We start from the raw sequence: 17,504 nt of genomic DNA on the forward strand, positions 1-17,504 counted from the left end.
AGGGAAGGGCGGCCGGTGCGATACGCACCGGCCGCCCTTCGTCGTACCGTCCCCTGGCCGGGGCCTACTGCTGCGGCGGAGCCTGCGGAGGCGGGGCCTGCGGCGGCTGTGCCTGGGGCTGACCGGGCTGCGGCGGGTAGGGCCGGCCGGGAGCGCCCTGCGGCTGCGGCGGGCCCGGCTGGGCCTGCTGCTCCGGATAGGGCTGCGCCTGGCCCGGCTGGGGCTGCTGCGGCGGGTACGGCTGCTGTTGCGGCGCGTACGGCTGGCCGGGTTGCGGCGGGTAGGACTGGCCCTGGTGGGACTGGCCCGGATACGCCTGCCCGGGCATCGGCTGGCCGGGATGCGGCTGGTCCGCCGTGGGCCGGCCCGGATACGGCTGGTCCGGCATGGGCTGGCCCGGGTACGGCTGGTCCGGCATGGGCTGGCCCGGGTACGGCTGGTCCGGCATGGGCTGGCCCGGGTACGGCTGCCCGGGCATCGGCTGACCAGGGTACGGCTGGCCGGGCATCTGCTGGCCCGGCATCGGCGGGGCGGCCACCGGCGGCGGGTTGCCGTCGTTGGTCCACAGACCGTGCATCTGCTGGTGCCGCACGAAGTCCTCGGCGACCATGGCCGCGAGGTTGAAGTACGACTCCCGCACCTTCGGCCGCATCATGTCGAGGTCGACCTCGGCGCCGGCGGCCAGGTGCTCGTCGAAGGGCACCACGATCACCCCGCGGCAGCGGGTCTCGAAGTGCGACACGATGTCCTCGACCTTGATCATCTTGCCGGTCTCGCGCACCCCGGAGATGACCGTGATCGACCGGGAGACCAGGTCGGCGTACCCGTGCGCGGACAGCCAGTCCAGGGTGGTGCTGGCGCTGCTCGCACCGTCGACGGACGGCGTCGAGATGATGATGAGCTGGTCGGCGAGGTCGAGCACCCCGCGCATCGCGCTGTACAGCAGGCCCGTGCCCGAGTCGGTGAGGATCACCGGGTACTGCCTGCCCAGCACGTCGATGGCGCGCCGGTAGTCCTCGTCGTTGAACGTGGTCGAGACGGCCGGGTCCACGTCGTTGGCGATGATCTCCAGACCGGAGGGCGCCTGCGACGTGAACCGCCGGATGTCCATGTACGAGTTCAGATACGGGATCGCCTGGACCAGGTCGCGGATGGTCGCCCCGGTCTCCCGGCGCACCCGGCGGCCGAGCGTGCCGGCGTCCGGGTTCGCGTCGATCGCCAGGATCTTGTCCTGCCGCTCGGAGGCGAGGGTCGAACCGAGGGCGGTGGTGGTGGTCGTCTTGCCGACGCCGCCCTTGAGGCTGATGACCGCGATCCGGTAGCAGGACAGCACGGGCGTGCGGATCAGGTCCAGCTTCCGCTGCCGCTCGGCCTCCTCCTTCTTCCCGCCCAGCTTGAAACGGGACCCGCCGGCGGCGGGCCGGCCGCTCTTCGCCTTCTGCCGCTTGTTGTTGAGCAGCCGGTCCGAGGACAGCTCCACGGCCGCGGTGTAACCCAGGGGCGCCGCACCGGGGTTGGTCGGCTGTCGCTGGTCGTGCTGGATCGGCTGCGGCCAGGCGGCACCGGCCCGGGGATCGACGGCCGGCTGCGCGGCCTGACCCGCCGCACCGGCCTCCGGATTCTGCGCGGGCGGCTGCGGGTGTCCGGGCTGGGGGAAGCCGTAGCCGCCGGGGGTCGGGCCGGGCTGTGGTTGTCCGGGCTGGGGGAAGCCGTAAGCGCCGGGCTGGGCCGGGGGGTTGGGCGTGCCGGGGTGGGGCGGCTGGGGTGCGGCCGTGTTGGGCTGCGGGTGTCCGGGCTGGGGGAAGCCGTAGCCGCCGGGGGTCGGGCCGGGCTGCGGCTGGCCGGGCTGGGGGAAGCCGTAAGCGCCGGGCTGGGCCGGGGGGTTGGGCGTGCCGGGGTGCGGCGGCTGGGGTGCGGCCGCGTTGGGCTGCGGCTGGCCGGGCTGGGGGAAGCCGTAACCACCGTGCGGAGTCGGGCCGGCGGGGCCCTCCTGCTGCCCCTGCTGCGGGAAGCCGTAACCGCCGGGCTGCTCGGGCGCGGGGCCCGGGTGGCCGGGTGCGCCGGCGGCCGGCGGCTGGCCCTGCTGGTGCCAGGCGGCGGGCGCGGGCTGCGGGGCCTGCGGCTGGAACGGCGGCTGCTGCCCGGGCACCGCTCCGGAACCCTGCGCGGCGGCAGGCTGCGCCTGACCGGCCGGCATCGGGCCCGGCTGCTGCGGCTGCGCCGCCTGAGCGGGCCACTGGGCGGCCGGCGCGGGGGCGGCGGGCTGGTACGACGGCGGCAGCGGAGGAAGCCCGTTCTGCGCCGGCGGGGGACCCCAGGCGGGCGGTGCGCCCTGGGGGGTGCCGGGAGCGGCCGGATCGGCGGGAGCGGTGCGCTGAGACGGGACATCGGCCTGCGGGGCCTCGCCCTCGGGCGTGCCCTCCGGCGCCGGGGTGTCCTCGGATTCCGCTACGCCCGGCTCGGCGTCGGCAGCCGTGCCGTCCGCCGACGCCGCAGTCGCGCCGACGGCCGCCTCGGCATCCTCGCTCCGGCTCTCGGGGGAGGTGCCATCCGCGGCCCCTGCCTCCGTGTCGCCTTCCGCTTCCGAACCCGTGAGACCCGCCCCGGCCGCACTCTCGGCGGACTCGTCGACGGCCTCGGCCGATCCGGCGGGTTGCACGGCCTCGGCCGGCTCCGCGGAAGCGGCCGCATCGGCGTCCGCACCGTCGGCGTCCCCGGCCGTCGCGTCGGCCTCGGAGCCGCCTTCCCCGTCACCGCTGCCGCTTCCGTCGCCGCGCTCCTCGGCGGAGCCGTCCGGCGAAGCGACCTCGCCCTCGGCCGCGCCGTCTGCGCCGAGCGGCCCGGCACCCGGCGCTGAAGTCTCGCCCGATGCTTCGGCGGCCTGCTCCTCGGCGGCCGCGCGCTCCGCGATCTCGGCCATCTCACGCTTCAGCGCGACAGCGGAGAACCGCATGGTCGCACCGCTCTCCAGGTCCCCGTTGTCCGGCTCGGGCGCGGCCGGCTGCGCGGCGGCCGCGGCCGTGCTCTCCTGCCGGGGCGGTTCGGCCGGCTGCGAGGGCCGCTGCGGCTCGAACCCATCGGGCAGCTGCGGCACCGGAACCGGACTCCCGGTCGGCGGCGCGGGAGGGGCGTACGGCGCACCGGGGCCGGCGGCCGGAGGCTGCGCGGCGAACGGCGCCCCGGTCGGTGGCACGAAGGGCGCGCCCGGCGCGTGCGCCGGGGGAGCGGGCGGGACCGGCGGGGCGTACGGGCCGCCCGGCGCAGCCGTACCGGCCGCCGGAGTCGTGTACGGCGACGGATCCGGCCCCGCCTCGGGCGGCCCGGACGGGAACTGCGGAAGCGGAGCCGCACCGGCACCGGGTCCGCCCGCCGGGCCGGAACCATGGCCGCCACCGGTGTCGCCCGCGGCACCGGAACCCGACGCCCCGGACGCGTTCTGCGTGTACCAGGCGGGCGGGGCGTAGTCGATGGTGAACTCGCCCGTGGTCTCGACGGCCGATTCCGCGTCGGGCTGGTCATCGCCGGGTGTGGCCCAGCCCCCGCGGATCCCGTCCCGATCGCTGCTCACAGTTCCTCCTGGTGTGGTCGGGCACCCTCATGCCGTGCTCGGGGCACCCCGTTCCGTCGTGCGATGTCGCCGGGGCTTCCCCACGTGGGCCACTGGCCCCCTCAGTCCGCGAAGCCGTTCCGCCCGCTGGCGGGAGTTCGCGACGCGCCCTGCCCCAGCCTAATCACCAAAAGCGCGGGTCCGGCAGGCCCGTCCGCCCCTTAGCCGCCGGCTCCGCGGTGTCCCGCCGGGCCGACGAGGGGCGCGGCACCTGTCGTCGTACACCAAAACGTGACGAAAACGCACCACGTTCAGCCCGCGCCGACGCCGGTATTGACGCGAAAAGTCGCCAATCCGGCACGAAAACGGGCCAAGTTGGATGCGGATCAGTCCATCCGGCGGGCCATGCCCAGCAGTCCGGTCTCGGCGTCCGTCGCCCGCGTCATCACGTACTGCCGGTCCCGCTCGGTGCACCACAGGGTCACGCCGTCCGGAAGCGTGGGCAGCGCCTCGAGCTCCGGGCGCGGCAGCGCCAGCACCCGCCCGATCTCCGCCGCCTCGTCCGGCGACACCCGCTGCACACCCACCAGACGCGCCTGACGCATCAACCGCGGCGCCACCGGGCTCAGATACGGCAGCAGCGTCAGCACCGACTGCCACGGCGCCGACGCCACCCGTCCGCGCGGCGGCCGCATACCGCAGTCCCGCACCACCAGCACCGGCGTCCCCGCCGAGGCGCCCTGCGGGGGCACCCGGCCGACGTCGTACACCGCGAGACCGTTCTGCCCGCCGCCCATGGCGTGCACCATCGGCATCCAGGCCTGGGCCCGCCCCGTCTCGACCGCCACCCGGGCACCCGTGGCGGCCGCGCGCAGGGCCATGACCTGCGCGGTCCACAGCCCGCCGATGAGCACCATGTCGAACGCCGTCGGACGGTTGACCCCGAGCACCGCGGGCTGACCCTCGGTGTCGACGCCGACCACCACACCGTCGTCGCCGATCGGCAGGGACAGCGCGTCGGCCTGCTCGACGGGCAGCGTGTGCCGGGGGTGGCGGGGACCCAGCAGGCCGAACCCGGTCCGCAGCCGCTCGCCGAGCCCCGCGCGAGACGGGGTCGCGCCCGGACGTGACCCACCCGGCTGGGTGGGCGAAGTCGTGATGGCCATCAGCGGGCACCTCCGAGCGGCAGGGTGGCCAGAACGCCGGGGAGCTGCTCCCGGTCCAGACGGGCGAGCCCGGTCCGCGCCTCGCGCGCCGCACGCTCCAGCTCGCGCCGGGCGTCGGTCAGTTCCTGGTTGCTGCGGCCGGTGATCCGCAGGTGTCCCGTGATGGACACGTTCTGCTGCGCGCCCCTGGCCAGGGTCAGGCTGAAGGTCGTCGCCAGCGCGGGCACCGACGTCAGCCGCGCCACCAACTGCGCCAGCGAGCCGTTGGAGCCGCCCAGTTGCGGCCAGCGGCGCACCCAGTAGGTGGTGTGCCGGCGGTTGTCGCAGCGCCAGCTGCGGCTGGACTCCTCCGTGCGGCGCTGCGGCGCCTCGCCCCGCCCGGCCTGGGCGGCCTGCGCCGTCACCATGGGATTGGCGCACGCCGAGGTGGCGATGGCAGCCGTCAGCTCCTCCTCGTTCAGCACGCTCGCCCGGAACCCGGCGCCGGTGAGCCGGCTCGACAGGTGCTCGGCGGAACGCGCCAGACACTTCTGCGCCCCCAGCAGCCCGCCACCGCGCGCGGCCACCGCCTCCGGGCAGAGTTCGGGATCGAGCTTCAGCGCGATCCACGTGATCCGCACCGCGGGGGAACCGGTCTCCGCCTGCAGCGGCGCGTAGTTGCTGACCACCACCGACTGCTGCGGCAGGTGCAGCGCGGGCGCGGGCTGCGTGTGCACCACGATCTGCGCCGACTCCAACCGGATCCCGTCGACTTCGAGGACGTCCCGCACCAGGGCCACCGGCAGCGGTCTGCGGCCGCGCTCCGCGCGCAGCGCGCCCGCGTCCGACTCCACCTGGATCACCGCGGTCAGGAAACCGCCGTCGCCCACCATGCCGATCGGCCGCTGATCGCGGTCGTCGCCGCGGCTGTGGCTGTACGTGCGCAGCGACGGGTCGCACTCCACGGCGGGCGCCAGACCGGAGTCGGTGCCCACCGGCACCGGCGTGCCCGCGGCCCGCCGGTTGCGGGCGCGCAGCGCCAGCAGGGTGCCCAGCCACTCCGGCAGGGAGCGTCCCCGGCGCCGCACGACGGCGAGCACCACCAGCACCGCGGCGATCGCGGCGGCGACGATCAGCGCGACCATGCCGACGAGCCAGCCGCACACCAGCAGCGCGCCCGCGATCTCCAGCAGCACCAGCCGCTGCACCGCGAACGAACCGCCGCGCCCGGAACGGGACTCCGGGTGCGGGGCGAACGCACCCTGGGACGACGCGGGTGCCTGCTCACCGCGCCGTCCGGAGGAAGAGGAGCCGCGGGCGCCCGACCGGCCCGCGTCACCCGATCGTGCCCCCGATTGCGATCGCGACCGGGCCCGCGTTGCGGAAGCCATCACTCCAAAACCCCCGAACTCTCCCGAAATCCCTTGCGCTCCGGTCCCTTCAAGCCCTGAGCACCCTACCCGTGCCACACGCACGTCCACGCAACAGGCATAGTAGGGGCCGGGTCTGACAGTCGAGGCACCAGAGGCAACCGAGGGCGGGGGACGGATCTTCACAGGTCCCCCACGGCTCCGCAACGGGGAGAGAGCGGACACAGATGGCATCACGGCGGGACGAACTCAACGCCTACACCTTCGCGAAGCGCCGCACGCTCGCGTCATTCCTGCAGCCCTCGCCCTCCGGTTCCGAGGAGGGCGCCCCGAAGCCGCTGAAGGCACTGGTGCCCGGCCTGGTCGTCGGCGCCGTCGTGCTCGCCGTGTTCGGCGCGATCGGCATGTTCAGCCCGACCGCCCCCAAGGGCTGGGACACCCCGGAAGAACACGTCATCGTCGCGAGCAAGTCCACCACCCGGTACGTCGTCCTGAAGACCGGCAAGCAGACCCAGCTCCACCCGGTCCTCAACATGGCCTCCGCCAAGCTCCTGCTGGCCCCCGGCAAGGACAGCGTCATCACCGTCGACGAGAAGATCCTCGACAGCGGCAAGCCCCCGCACGGCGCCACCATCGGCATCCCCTACGCCCCCGACCGCCTGCCCACCCCGGACGAGGCCTCGGCCACCAAGCGCTGGGCCGTGTGCGAGCGCCCCGGCGACGGCGGACGGGCCATCCAGAAGGCGGCGTTCGTCCTCGCGCAGAAGGAGTGGTCCAGGACGGACGGGCGCGACAAGCTCGCCCACGGCGACCTCATGTACGTGGTCGGCCCCGACGGCAAGACCCAGTACGTGGTCGACGCGCGGGGCACGGCGTACGAGATCGCCGACCCGTCCGACAAGGAACTCCTCAAGGCCCTCGACACCCAGGGCCGTGCCCCGCAGCGCGTCTCCCAGGACTGGCTCGACACCCTGCACAAGGGCGACCCGGTGTCCATCCCGCCGATCCAGGGCACGCCCGGCGAGAAGGCGGGCGCCTCCGAACTGCTGCGCCAGTACGACAAGGTCGGCGAGGTCATCAAGGCCTACGACGGCCAGACCATGCAGTACTACGTCGTCCTGAAGGGCAAGGTGGCCCGCGTCTCCGAGTTCACGGCCACGCTGCTGCTGAACAGCGGGGACCTCGTCGGCGTGGGCCAGGCGGGTGAGGCCCAGCAGGTCAGCCCCGGCGCGGTCGTCGACAGCACGACGTTCGACGGCGGCCGGAACTGGCCGGCGTACAAGCCGAGGACGGTGAACGACGGCTCCAGCACCACCAGCGGCCGCAACACCCTCTGCAACGTCATGCGCTCGATCGGCGCCAAGGGCGCCACCACCCTGTCCACCTGGGTCGGCAAGGACTTCCCCGCCCAGCTCCCCACCGGCTCCTCCAGCGCCTACGTCACCCCCGGATCCGGCCAGCTATACCGCCAGTTCCAGGGCACCGAGACCTCGGCCGGCGGCGTCTTCCTGGTCACCGACACCGGCCTGCGCTACGCCCTGCAGTCCAACAGCGACAGCACCACCGACGACCAGGGCATCGGCACCTCCGCCAAGCGGCGCAAGGAGGAGCTGAGCGAGGCGAAGATCGCCCAGACCCGCCTCGGCTACGAGAACGTGACGCCCACGCCGATCCCCGTCGAGTGGTCGAGGTTCCTCCCGACGGGCCCGCGCCTGTCGGAATCGGCGGCACGGCAGCCGCAGGGCTCGTAGCGGCGGGGGAGGAGAACGCACTCATGCAGACGTCGAAGCCGTCGCCTACGAAGCCGTCTGGGACGAAGTCCGCGGCCCCGGAGCCGCCGCGAACGGAGCCCGCGAGCACAGGACCGGCCGAGGCGGGGCCGGCGGGTGCCCGCCCCCTGGCATCCCAACTCCCCACCGTGGCAACCCGGATCGCGACCCGGTCGGCGGCCCTGGCCGCCGCGACACTCCTCACCGCCACGGCCACCACCCTCGCCCTCCCCGCCACCCCGGCCCTCGCGGACGACGGCCAGTGCACCTTCCCGGCGAAGGACTACACGGGCCGCCCGTGGGCGCTGCAGCGCGTCAACCTGGACGCGCTGTGGGCCCAGTCCACCGGCAAGGGCGTGCGGGTGGCCGTGATCGACACCGGTGTCGACGTGAAGAACCCGCAGCTCACCAAGGCCGTCGACGCCTCCAAGGGCAAGAACCTGCTGCCCGCGAAGAACTCCAAGGGCGAGAAGATAGAGCGCGGCAACAGCTCGGGCACCACCGACACGGTCGGCCACGGCACCCGCGTCGCGGGCATCATCGCCGCCCGGCCCGCCAAGGGGACCGGCTTCGTGGGCCTGGCCCCGGACGCGACGATCATCCCGATCAAGCAGAACGACGCCGAGGGCGACGGCACGGCGCTCACCCTGGCCGATGCGATCAAGCACGCCGTCCAGGCCGGCGCCGACGTCATCAACATCTCCCAGGACACGGCCAACGCGGTCCGGCCGGACTCCAGGCTGGAGCAGGCCGTCGACTACGCCCTGAACCAGAAGGTCGTGGTCGTCGCCTCGGCCGGCAACGACGGCCTGGGCGGCAACGTCAAGGTGACGTACCCGGCGTCGTACAAGGGCGTGCTCGCGGTGGCGGCGTCCGACCGCAACAACGAACGGGCGGCGTTCTCACAGTCCGGGGACTTCGTGGGCGTCGCCGCCCCCGGCGTCGACATGATCTCCACCGTGCCCGGCGGCGGCCACTGCTCGGACAACGGCACCAGCTTCTCGGCGCCGTATGTCGCGGGCGTGGCGGCCCTGTTGAAGGCCAAGTACCCCAAGTGGACGGCCCAGGAGGTCACCGCCCAGATCGAGCAGACCGCCGAACGCTCGATCCCCGGCCACGACCGGCTGGTCGGCTGGGGCGTGGTGGACCCGGTGAAGGCCCTGACGGACGTGGACCCGGAACACCCCGTCCAGTCGCCGCGCCCCGAGGACGGCGTCTCCAAGGGCGAGGCCCCCTCGGTCACCCCCCTGCACTTCGGCGAGACGGCGGAGGAACGCGACACCCGGATGGCCACGTACGTGGTGGTCGGCGGCCTGGTCCTCGTCGCCGGCCTAGCCGGCACGGCCGTCGCGGTCCGCGACGCACGGCGCCGGCGCCCGCGGCAGCCGGGAGGCGGCTCGTGGACGCGCTGACGAAGATGAACGTGTTCCTCCTCGTCCTGTGCGCCGTCCTGCTGGGCATGGCCTGTGTGCCGGCGGACCGGGTACGGGCCTGGCGCGCCGGCATCAACCCGTCGGCCCCCGAACTGCCCGGCGCCTCCTTCGTCGTGGCGCGCGTCCTCTTCGTGGCCCTGGCCATCGCCGGCGTGTGCACGGCGGTCCAGGGCTTCGGCGTCTCCGACCGGATGTCCTGGAGCGACAGCGAGCTGACCAGCGCGGTGCACCAGGCCACCGACGACCTGGACGGCTACGCCTACACCATGGACGAGACGGGCTCCTCGGCCTACTTCACCGACTTCGCGTCGCTGACGGAGGAGAAGGTCACCCGCTACGGCGGCGGCGACGCCCCCGAGACCGGCGTCTCCGCCGACCCGGCGGACACCGACACGGACGCCGAGGCCCACCTCACCGTCACGGCGTCCGGAGCGAACGACGCCTTCTGCGTCCACCTGCGACGCACCCGCTGGAAGAGGAGCGACTACACACCCCCGGGCCTGAACGGCGACCCGGGCACCCTGACCTTCCGCGGGTACCGGCTGAAGGCGGCGGTGCGCACCGGAGAGTGCTGACGCTCTTTCCGCCCGGCCTCACAGCTTCCCGAGAACGACCCCGCGCCAGACCCAGCCGGACTTCAGAACGGCGTCCCGCAGCGGCTCACGCAACTCCGCGGCGTCGAACCGGAAGGTCTCCGTCGCCTCAAGACGCCCGTCGTCCCCCCGCCCGAGCGTCCACTGCCGCGTGACGGTCCGGTTCTGCCCGCGCGAGTACGACGACGCCACCTGCAGCCGGGGCGGATTCCCGACCCGGCTGACCTCCCACTGCTCCTCGAGGGCACGCACCTCGTGGCCGTCACGGTCCAGCCGCATCCGGATGCGCACGGCGTGCGTGATCCGCGACTCCAGGAAGAACCCCTGCCAGGCAGGCTCCGCGATCCGCCACTCGGCCACCAGGTCGGCACCTTCAGCGGCACCGTAACGGACGACGTACGGCACCTCCGGCCCGTTGAGCCCGAGCAGAGCCGTACGCAGTTCCTCCACCGGGACCGGCGGGACACCGTCCGGGGGACGCCGGGTTCCGGTCAACTTGTCGAAGAGTCCCATGGGCTCAACCTACGAGGGGCACTGCCGCCGGCACAACAAACACCCTTCCCGCTCCCGCGAACCACTCAAGGCGTCGCACCGCTGCCCGGACGCACACTGCGGACGAGGTCGCTGAAGTCGTCCAGGACGGCCGGATGCTGGGTCGCGGTCGAGGTGAGGATCAGCCGGATCACCGCCCGCTTGTGCGGATCGGAGACGTCCAGCATGGACATGTACACCTGCGACTGGACGAGGTCGCGACGCACTCCGCCGGCGATGGTCGAGAAGGACAGTGTCTGCGTGAGGCCAGGGGCCTCCGCGGTACCCGTCTCGCGCCGGCCGGTGACGGTGACCGAGGTGACCGCCCGGCCGAGGCGCTCCACCGACTCGTCGGCGATGTCCGGCAGCGTCGCCGGGTCCGGACGGTACTCGCCGTCGACCGTGATGTTCGCGGTGAACCCGCCGTCGGACGGCAGATGCACCGCCACGAACGCGGCACCGGGGGCACCGACCTCGTCCGGAGGTGCCGAGCGCCAGCCCTCCGGCAGCTCGAAATCGATCGGGACCGGCAGGCTCGTGGTCATTGCGAGCCCTCCTTCCTAAAGCGCTGCACCCTCGCTACGGGCATGTGACGTGTGGATCAGAACAGGCTGCCGATGGCGTCACCGGCCGAGCTCAGACCATCGCCGACGACATCGGCAAGATCACCCGCGGTATCGGCCACCTTGCCCGGGTCGACGGTGAATTCGAATCCCACCTCACCACCGACGATCGGGGAGAGACCCACGCTGGTCTTGAACCCCCATTTCCCGTCCTCGGTCTTTCCGATGTCCAGATTGGCCTCGGCACCCGGACCGGCCCAACCCTCGGCGGTGACACCCGCCCCGATGCCCCCGATGTCCGCGCCGACCGTGCCGCCGCCCTTCGCCCCCGCGAACGCCTCACCGCCCAGGTTGATGCCCTCGAGGCCCGCTCCGGCATGGCCTCCGGCCTCGGCACCCGCCATGGCCTCGGCGCGTCCGTAGACACCCACCGGGCCTACGTCGAAGCGGCCCTTGGACGAGGCCTCGCCGCCCACCAGGGCGCCGGCCTCGCCCTGGATGCCCTCATTGGTGACGCCACCGCTCACGGAGCCCTTGGCGCCCGCATAGGCTTCGGCCTCGCCGTCGAGCTTCACCGGCCCGTTGGTGAGCGAACCCTCCGCGCTCGCGCGGCCCAGGTCGGCATGCGCCTCGGCCTCGCCCATCTTGCCGGATCCGGTGTCCGGTCCGGTCGCCTCCGCACCGACACCGGGACCTGAGGCCTCGGCCTCCCCGTCGGAAACCCACCCGTCGGGCTTGGTGGGAGTGCGCTTCGACTCGGCCACGTACTTGTCGATTCCGGTGTGCGCCTGGCCGTTGAAGCCGGTGAGCGTGCCGTCGTTGACGTCGGAGTCGAGCACCACGGCCTTGAGAGCGGTCTCGACATGGGCGTCGGCCTCGACGACGTTCTTCACGGCCTTGTCCACGTGCTCCTGCCACGAGGCGACGGCCGAGCGCACCGACTGCTGGTAGTCGGGGTCGTGGTGCATGGCGTTGCGCTCGCCGTCGCTGAGCTTCGAGGTGTCGTAGGAGACCACGCCCGCTTCGGACACCGCCATCCCGGCCTTGACCGCGTCCGCCCGGGCCGACTCCAACTTCTTGCGCAGGTCCGTGAACTGGGTGTGCGTTTCACGCAGCAGCGAGGCCACCGCCTTGGCCTCCTTCTGGGCGCTCTGGAACTGCTTGAGCGTGACGTCGAACCGCCGGCCGGCGGCGTTCGCGCTCAGCCCGGTCCAGGTCTGTCCCGTGGAGACGCCGTGCACATCCCGCTTGTAGGCGATCTCCTGTTTGTGGAACTCCTTCGCCATCCCGTCCCAACGGTCTGCCGCCGTGGAGAGCTTGGACAGGTCGGTGGTCATGATCTCGTGGTAGTTCGGCATGGGGTTCCCCGTTGTGTGGCGTGGCAGCGTGCCCGTCGGGACGGCCGATCGGTGACCGCGCCCGGTTCCGTCAGTAACCGGTGAGCACGGACACCGAGCCGGCGTTCGTCCCGGTCTGGATGTCCGTGTTCTGCAGCACGGTGTTCGCGCTCCGCAGCGACGCCTTGTCGGACGCGAGCATGTTCATCAGGTTCTGCACCTGCTCGCCCCATGTCTCATGCGCCTTCTTCAGGGCTCCCGACGTGTGCCAACCGTCCCGGAACTCGGAGACGGCCGAGTCGGTGTCCGTGTCCGCCCAGTCGCCGGCCTTCCGGGTGTCGGGCTCGATGTGGTCCTCGATGGCCTTCGCGGCGGCCTTTTTCTCGGCCGGAGAGGAAGCGAGGTCCTTCTGCCCCCCGAGCAGCGGCGGGGGACCGGAGGACCCTCCGGGATCGGACGGCAACTGGTTCAGCCGCATCCCGACGGGCTGCGCGGGCGCGTCGCCCGCGGTCTGTCCTGCTTCCGGCACTGCCATGACTCCGCCTCTCCCCGTTCGCCGCCGAGTCCGCGCGGCAACTCATCGCGCCCGAACGCGTTTTGGCGCGCCGACCGAACGACCCCGCTGAACGGCCTCAGCCCGCAGCGGGCGAAACCTTGTCGTCGGCCTTGAAATCGAAGTTGATCTTCCCGTCGTCCACAGAGGTCACCTTGACCGTGATCCCCAGGGTGCTGCCGTCGTTCGCGGTGAGCGTGCACCGGGTCGTGGTGCCGACCTTGCCCTTGAGATCCTCGGGGCAGGTGACGTCCGGCTTGGGCCGCCCCGTGGCGGCGGCGAGCTTCGCGGACAGCGTGGAAGCCAGCTTGTCGGCGGACAGCTTCGGCGTGGACTCACCGACGTTGACGGAGGCCGAGCAACCGGAGAGCAAGGCCCCGACAGCGACAGCCGAAACTGCCGTAATGGCCGCGTAGCTGCGGAACTTGGGCATGTCGGGTCTCCGATTTTGCTGAGCATGACAGAAAGACGCACGAAGCATACTCGGCGGGTTTGCGCCCATCTCTCTGAGGACGTGCCCGCGCACAACGGTCACCGGCTCCCCATGAACCTTTCGGGTTCTCCATGCGTAATCTTCACGCGGCGGCGACAGCTCAGACTGGTCCGCTCGTCAACTGCTCATGCTCGTAAGCGTGATCGTGGCCCTGTGGCGACAACTCCATCGTGTGTACGGCAGTTGTCCCTTGGGTGCGCGTCCGCCCTTGTGTAGAGGTTTGATGAAGGTACCCAGGGGCGTCGCCCGGTCCGGGCCGTCCGCGCCGCAGAGCCCGGGTCGTCCGCGGTGAGGACGCAACGCGGCCCGAGGGGCGCCGGTTCGCTGCAAACAGAAAAATAGGACAAACCATGGCGTGAGGCGCTGTCTCGTAACCGAGTTAAGACACATGCTTGGTTGGACCGGTTGGGCAGGTTGACTAGAGTGGTAAAGGCGTTGTGAGACGCAGGCTCGCTTTGCGATCGTACGGCGAGCGGGTGGTTGGTCCCGGCCCGTCAGGGCTGATGGACCGTACGGGGAAACGGGGAGGAGCGTCGTGCTTCCGGCAGACATGGTGGGGGGCGTGTCAGCGGCGAACCTGAAGGCCAGCGGTGACGCGCTGAAGAAGTTCGTGGGCCGGGTGGACGCCGTACTGAAGGACCTTGAGGGGTCGGCGGGGAACCCGACGAGGGTTGGGCAGCAGGCGATCCGTAAGGGGTCGCTGAGCAGCGCGGCTGGAACTTTCTACGAGGCCGATGCCCTGTACGGGACGTTCAACGCGCTGCATGAGCGACTCACCACGCTCTCCAAGACCTTGCACCTGCAGATCGAAGCGATCGGTATCGCTGTTCTGGGGGCGAAGGGAACCTTCGACAACCTCGAAGAGGAACAGCGTCGGCGGTTCTGGGACATCAACCTCGAGATCAAGAAGCTCAACCCGCCGAGCAACGGTGAGCACACCAGTGACGACACTCAGGGGGTGTTCTGACGATGACCGACAAACACCAGGCAGACCTTGATCGGGTTTCCTCTCAGAACAACTTCGCGGACTTTGCGCGGGATGCGGCGGAGCACCCTCACGAGGGTGGCCTTAGAGGGCTCGTGAACAGTGTGATTCGAGCAGCTGCGGCCCCCACTCCGTACGGCGAAGCGATGGTTGACCGTACGGAATTCGACAAACGGTCCCTCAACGAGATGCTCGATCTGGTTGAGCAGACCAACCCAGAGGATCTTGAGTCCTCTGGCAAGGCCCTGTGGGACGCGCGAGATGCGATCAAGGCGGCGGCCGAGGAGCTCAAGGGACAGTTCGAAACTGTTCCCTGGGTCGGCAAGGCAGGCGATGATTTCCGCACTTGGGGATCTGGGCTGGTTTCGAGCGCCCATGACCTGAGCGCCTTCGCGGGCGGGGCAGGCGACCAAATTACAGCCGCCGCCGTGGGTCTCGCGTCCGTACGTGGGGCCATGCCGCCTCGTGATCCGGCGAACCGAAAGCAACCCAGTCACTTCACCGCGGCTGAGAAGGCGGCGAACAAGGAAGAATATGCCGATGCGGTGAAGGTGGAGAAGGACCGCCAGGAAGCTATCAATCAGATGAACCGGTTGGCTTCCTACTACGCGGTTTCAAGGGAGCAGTTGCAGGTCCTGCACGACAATGCCCCGACGTTCAAAGATGTGCCGAACGTAGGAGTTCCCAAGCCTAAGACGGCGCCACGTGATGTCTCTGGCGGGGGTGACTCCGGTGCGGTGCAAGGCGGCGGCACGGCGGGGGTCCCATCTCATCATTCTGTGGCCGCGCCCACCGCGAGGCACGTCGGAGAGGTAACTGGCCACGTCCCGACTCCGTCGCAGGACGTCACGAAGCACGTTGTGCCCCCGGATCGGCCTGTGGGTACGAACATCGACACCGTCGGCACGTTGCCTCCACCCACGACTGCGCCCTCAACTGGCCACACGCCACCGGTCCCGAGTACGCCCCCCGCAAGTGACGGCCAGCTTCCCACCCCCAATGGCCCCTTCGGGGCGCCGGTGCCTCGTAGTGCGTCTGGTCGGGGGTTGAACGGGACGGGAGGCTTCCGTGCACCGACATCAGCTCAAGGCACGTCCAGGGCGCCTGGGTTGACCAACCCTGGTTCTGGACGGTCCGCGGGACAAGGGCCCATGAATCAAATGGGCCGCGCTACGTCGACCGGTCAGTCTCCGGTCAAGGGCTCCGCTTCCGGATCGAAACCGACTTCGATGGGCCGAGCGGTCACCGGGGGGACGCCGCGACCCGGCGGCACGGCGGCACCGCGCACGAACAGTGGGCCTACGACCGGTGCCGGCCGGTCCAACGGAGTGGTCGGGGGACGGCCTTCGAACTCGGGTAGCGCTTCGAAGGGCGGCTCGAGGATTCCTCGCGGCACGGTCGTCGGCCGCGAAGAAGGGGTCGGTTCCAGGCCTGTGACCGGCCGCAACGGCCAGCGTGGCGTCGTGGGAGCACCCGAGCCCGCGGTGCGGCCCGGTTCCGGCGCTGCCGGATCCCGCAGGAGCGGGACGGGGCCCGAGGCCGTTACGGGTAGGCCTACCGACCGCAACTCCGTGGCAAGAGCTGAACGCAATGGCATGACGCGTGGTGGTGCTGGTCTTGGACGCGGTACCGGACACGTCGGCAAACCGACCAAAGAAGAAGAGGTGCAGCGATCGACGCGCCCTGACTACCTGGTCGAAGACGAAGAGACCCACTTGCCCAACAGCCCCCGGCGTGATGTGCCGCCGGTCGTCGACTGAGCACGAGCGAGGACAAGTAAACGATGAAGTCCGGGACCGGCCGACAGGCCGGGCACGCTGCGCCTATCAGCACACGCTTCAGGCGACCGACGCGCACTGTCGGCGCGCTCGTCGGCGTCCTGGCGACCTTGAGCGTGGGCTTCGCCCCGAGCGCCAGTGCATATGACGCGCAGTCGCAGCAGTGGTACTTGGGGCCGATGAACGCTGACCAGATGTGGAAGGTCAGTACTGGGGAAGGTGTCAAGGTCGCCGTTATCGACACCGGCGTGAACCCGGATACGCCGTCGCTGAAGGGCCAGGTACTGACCGGCGAGGTACCCAAAACGGTGGCGTACAGAGCTACTGACGACTTCACGGGCCATGGAACGACCATGGCCGAATTGATCGCGGGTACAGGGTCTGGTGGTGGGCTCAAGGGCTTGGCGCCGGGAGCCAAAATCGTTCCTTACCGTGTGGACCTCGAGGGATTGCCGGGCGGTAAGAGCGAAGAGAAGCGGACGCCCAAGATCGCGCAGGCGATCAGGGCCGCAGCTGACACCGACGCGAAGATCATCAATATGTCGTTCGGCGGTTTTCCCGATAACGACGACGAAGAGGCGATCAAGTACGCGGCATCCAAGGGTAAGTTGCTGATTGCCGCTGTAGGTAATTCCGGTCGAAACGACAAAAAGGATCTGATCGACTACCCTGCCGCCTATCCCTACGTGATCGGGGTCGCGGCGGCCGACAAGTCGGGGACGGTGTCGAAGTTCTCGTCGTCGGGAGGGTATGTCGACCTCACGGCGCCCGGCCAGGGATTCCCAGGCTGGTGTGACACCACATTCCGTTCGTATTGCACCCGCGAGGGTACGAGCCCAGCGACGGCGCTCACTTCTGCCGCAGCAGCACTCATCTGGTCCACACACCCGGACTGGACGGTCAATCAGGTAGTGCGGTCCCTGATCAAAACCGCAGGGCGCAAGGAGCAAAGCGACAGGCCGAGCAAGTACATCGGCTACGGAATGCTCCGCCCCCGCCTGGTTCTCGAAGAGGCCAAATACGATGCGGGCCCCGCACACGAAGACCCCCTCGCCAAGGAGAACGGCGGCGACCTCTTGGCCAAGGCTGGGACTGCAGCCGCCTCCTCCGCACCCTCTTCCTCTGCATCAACCCCGTCACAAGCCCCCGCGAAGGGTTCTACCGGCGGCACCGCGGCGGCAGGATCGAGCGCGGAGTCGTCGGACGACAGCAACACCCTCTGGATCGCACTCGGCGCCGTCGCCGCGGTCCTCGTGATCGGTGGCGTAGGGGCTGCCGTATTGCGCGCCCGGCGTGCCAGGTGACGTCGGCAGTCGTACCCAGCCCTGTGCTCTCGGGACGGGGCATGCAGTGCGGGCTCACCGCCATGACGCACCAACTCAGCGGTGGGCCGGAACAGTTGGACCG

General features: G+C 70.9%; 14 protein-coding genes. 5 read left to right on the plus strand and 9 right to left on the minus strand.

Annotated features, from left to right (window positions below):
- Window positions 1-64: 64 nt before the first annotated feature.
- From ACZ7JA_RS30415 to eccE, 3 genes are all read right to left on the minus strand, one after another.
- Window positions 65-3,568 (minus strand): SCO5717 family growth-regulating ATPase, encoded by a 3,504-nt coding sequence (locus ACZ7JA_RS30415; protein ID WP_470811536.1) that lies wholly within the window; start codon window positions 3,566-3,568, stop codon window positions 65-67.
- Window positions 3,569-3,933: 365 nt separating this feature from the next.
- The gene (locus tag ACZ7JA_RS30420; RefSeq protein ID WP_351664211.1) at window positions 3,934-4,713 is read right to left on the minus strand and encodes a hypothetical protein; all 780 of its coding nucleotides are present in this window, start codon (window positions 4,711-4,713) and stop codon (window positions 3,934-3,936) included.
- Window positions 4,713-6,083, minus strand: a complete 1,371-nt coding sequence (gene eccE, locus ACZ7JA_RS30425; protein ID WP_351664210.1) for a type VII secretion protein EccE — start codon at window positions 6,081-6,083, stop codon at window positions 4,713-4,715. The genes ACZ7JA_RS30420 and eccE overlap by 1 nt, the downstream gene beginning before the upstream one ends.
- A gap of 206 nt (window positions 6,084-6,289) precedes the next feature.
- On the opposite strand from eccE, the gene eccB reads away from it, so the two are divergent.
- The 3 genes from eccB (at window position 6,290) to ACZ7JA_RS30440 (ending at window position 9,839) form a co-directional block, all read left to right on the plus strand.
- Window positions 6,290-7,813 (plus strand): type VII secretion protein EccB, encoded by a 1,524-nt coding sequence (gene eccB / locus ACZ7JA_RS30430; protein WP_351664209.1) that lies wholly within the window; start codon window positions 6,290-6,292, stop codon window positions 7,811-7,813.
- A gap of 167 nt (window positions 7,814-7,980) precedes the next feature.
- Window positions 7,981-9,243: a type VII secretion-associated serine protease mycosin gene (gene mycP / locus ACZ7JA_RS30435; protein ID WP_470811540.1), complete on the plus strand. Its 1,263-nt coding sequence runs from the start codon at window positions 7,981-7,983 to the stop codon at window positions 9,241-9,243.
- Complete coding sequence (locus ACZ7JA_RS30440) at window positions 9,231-9,839, plus strand: hypothetical protein (protein WP_470811542.1); 609 nt, start codon at window positions 9,231-9,233, stop codon at window positions 9,837-9,839. Before mycP ends, ACZ7JA_RS30440 begins: the two co-directional genes overlap by 13 nt.
- An 18-nt stretch (window positions 9,840-9,857) precedes the next feature.
- Here ACZ7JA_RS30440 and ACZ7JA_RS30445 read toward each other — a convergent pair whose 3' ends face one another.
- The 5 genes from ACZ7JA_RS30445 to ACZ7JA_RS30465 form a co-directional block, all read right to left on the minus strand.
- A complete protein-coding gene (locus ACZ7JA_RS30445) occupies window positions 9,858-10,370 on the minus strand; it encodes a hypothetical protein (protein ID WP_389451037.1) in 513 nt (170 codons plus the stop codon).
- A gap of 65 nt (window positions 10,371-10,435) precedes the next feature.
- On the minus strand, window positions 10,436-10,933 hold the full coding sequence (locus ACZ7JA_RS30450; protein ID WP_470811544.1) for a hypothetical protein: 498 nt from the start codon (window positions 10,931-10,933) through the stop codon (window positions 10,436-10,438).
- A gap of 56 nt (window positions 10,934-10,989) precedes the next feature.
- On the minus strand, window positions 10,990-12,309 hold the full coding sequence (locus tag ACZ7JA_RS30455) for a hypothetical protein (protein ID WP_470811546.1): 1,320 nt from the start codon (window positions 12,307-12,309) through the stop codon (window positions 10,990-10,992).
- A 70-nt stretch (window positions 12,310-12,379) separates the two neighbouring features.
- Window positions 12,380-12,823 carry a hypothetical protein gene (locus ACZ7JA_RS30460; protein ID WP_351664203.1) on the minus strand — a complete coding sequence of 148 codons (444 nt, stop codon included), beginning with the start codon at window positions 12,821-12,823 and terminating at the stop codon, window positions 12,380-12,382.
- 97 nt (window positions 12,824-12,920) lie between these two features.
- A complete protein-coding gene (locus ACZ7JA_RS30465; protein ID WP_351664202.1) occupies window positions 12,921-13,274 on the minus strand; it encodes a DUF4333 domain-containing protein in 354 nt (117 codons plus the stop codon).
- A 622-nt stretch (window positions 13,275-13,896) separates the two neighbouring features.
- Between ACZ7JA_RS30465 and ACZ7JA_RS30470 the strand changes: the two genes are divergently transcribed.
- Window positions 13,897-14,301, plus strand: a complete 405-nt coding sequence (locus ACZ7JA_RS30470; RefSeq protein WP_351664201.1) for a hypothetical protein — start codon at window positions 13,897-13,899, stop codon at window positions 14,299-14,301.
- On the opposite strand, the gene ACZ7JA_RS30475 is transcribed toward ACZ7JA_RS30470, so the two are convergent.
- The gene (locus ACZ7JA_RS30475) at window positions 14,286-14,696 is read right to left on the minus strand and encodes a hypothetical protein (protein ID WP_351664200.1); all 411 of its coding nucleotides are present in this window, start codon (window positions 14,694-14,696) and stop codon (window positions 14,286-14,288) included. The genes ACZ7JA_RS30470 and ACZ7JA_RS30475 overlap by 16 nt on opposite strands.
- Window positions 14,697-16,102: 1,406 nt before the next feature.
- Between ACZ7JA_RS30475 and ACZ7JA_RS30480 the strand changes: the two genes are divergently transcribed.
- Window positions 16,103-17,401, plus strand: a complete 1,299-nt coding sequence (locus ACZ7JA_RS30480) for a S8 family serine peptidase (protein ID WP_470811549.1) — start codon at window positions 16,103-16,105, stop codon at window positions 17,399-17,401.
- The last annotated feature ends 103 nt before the right edge of the window (window positions 17,402-17,504 follow it).

The sequence above is a fragment of the Streptomyces sp. NPDC038135 genome, assembly GCF_055601245.1.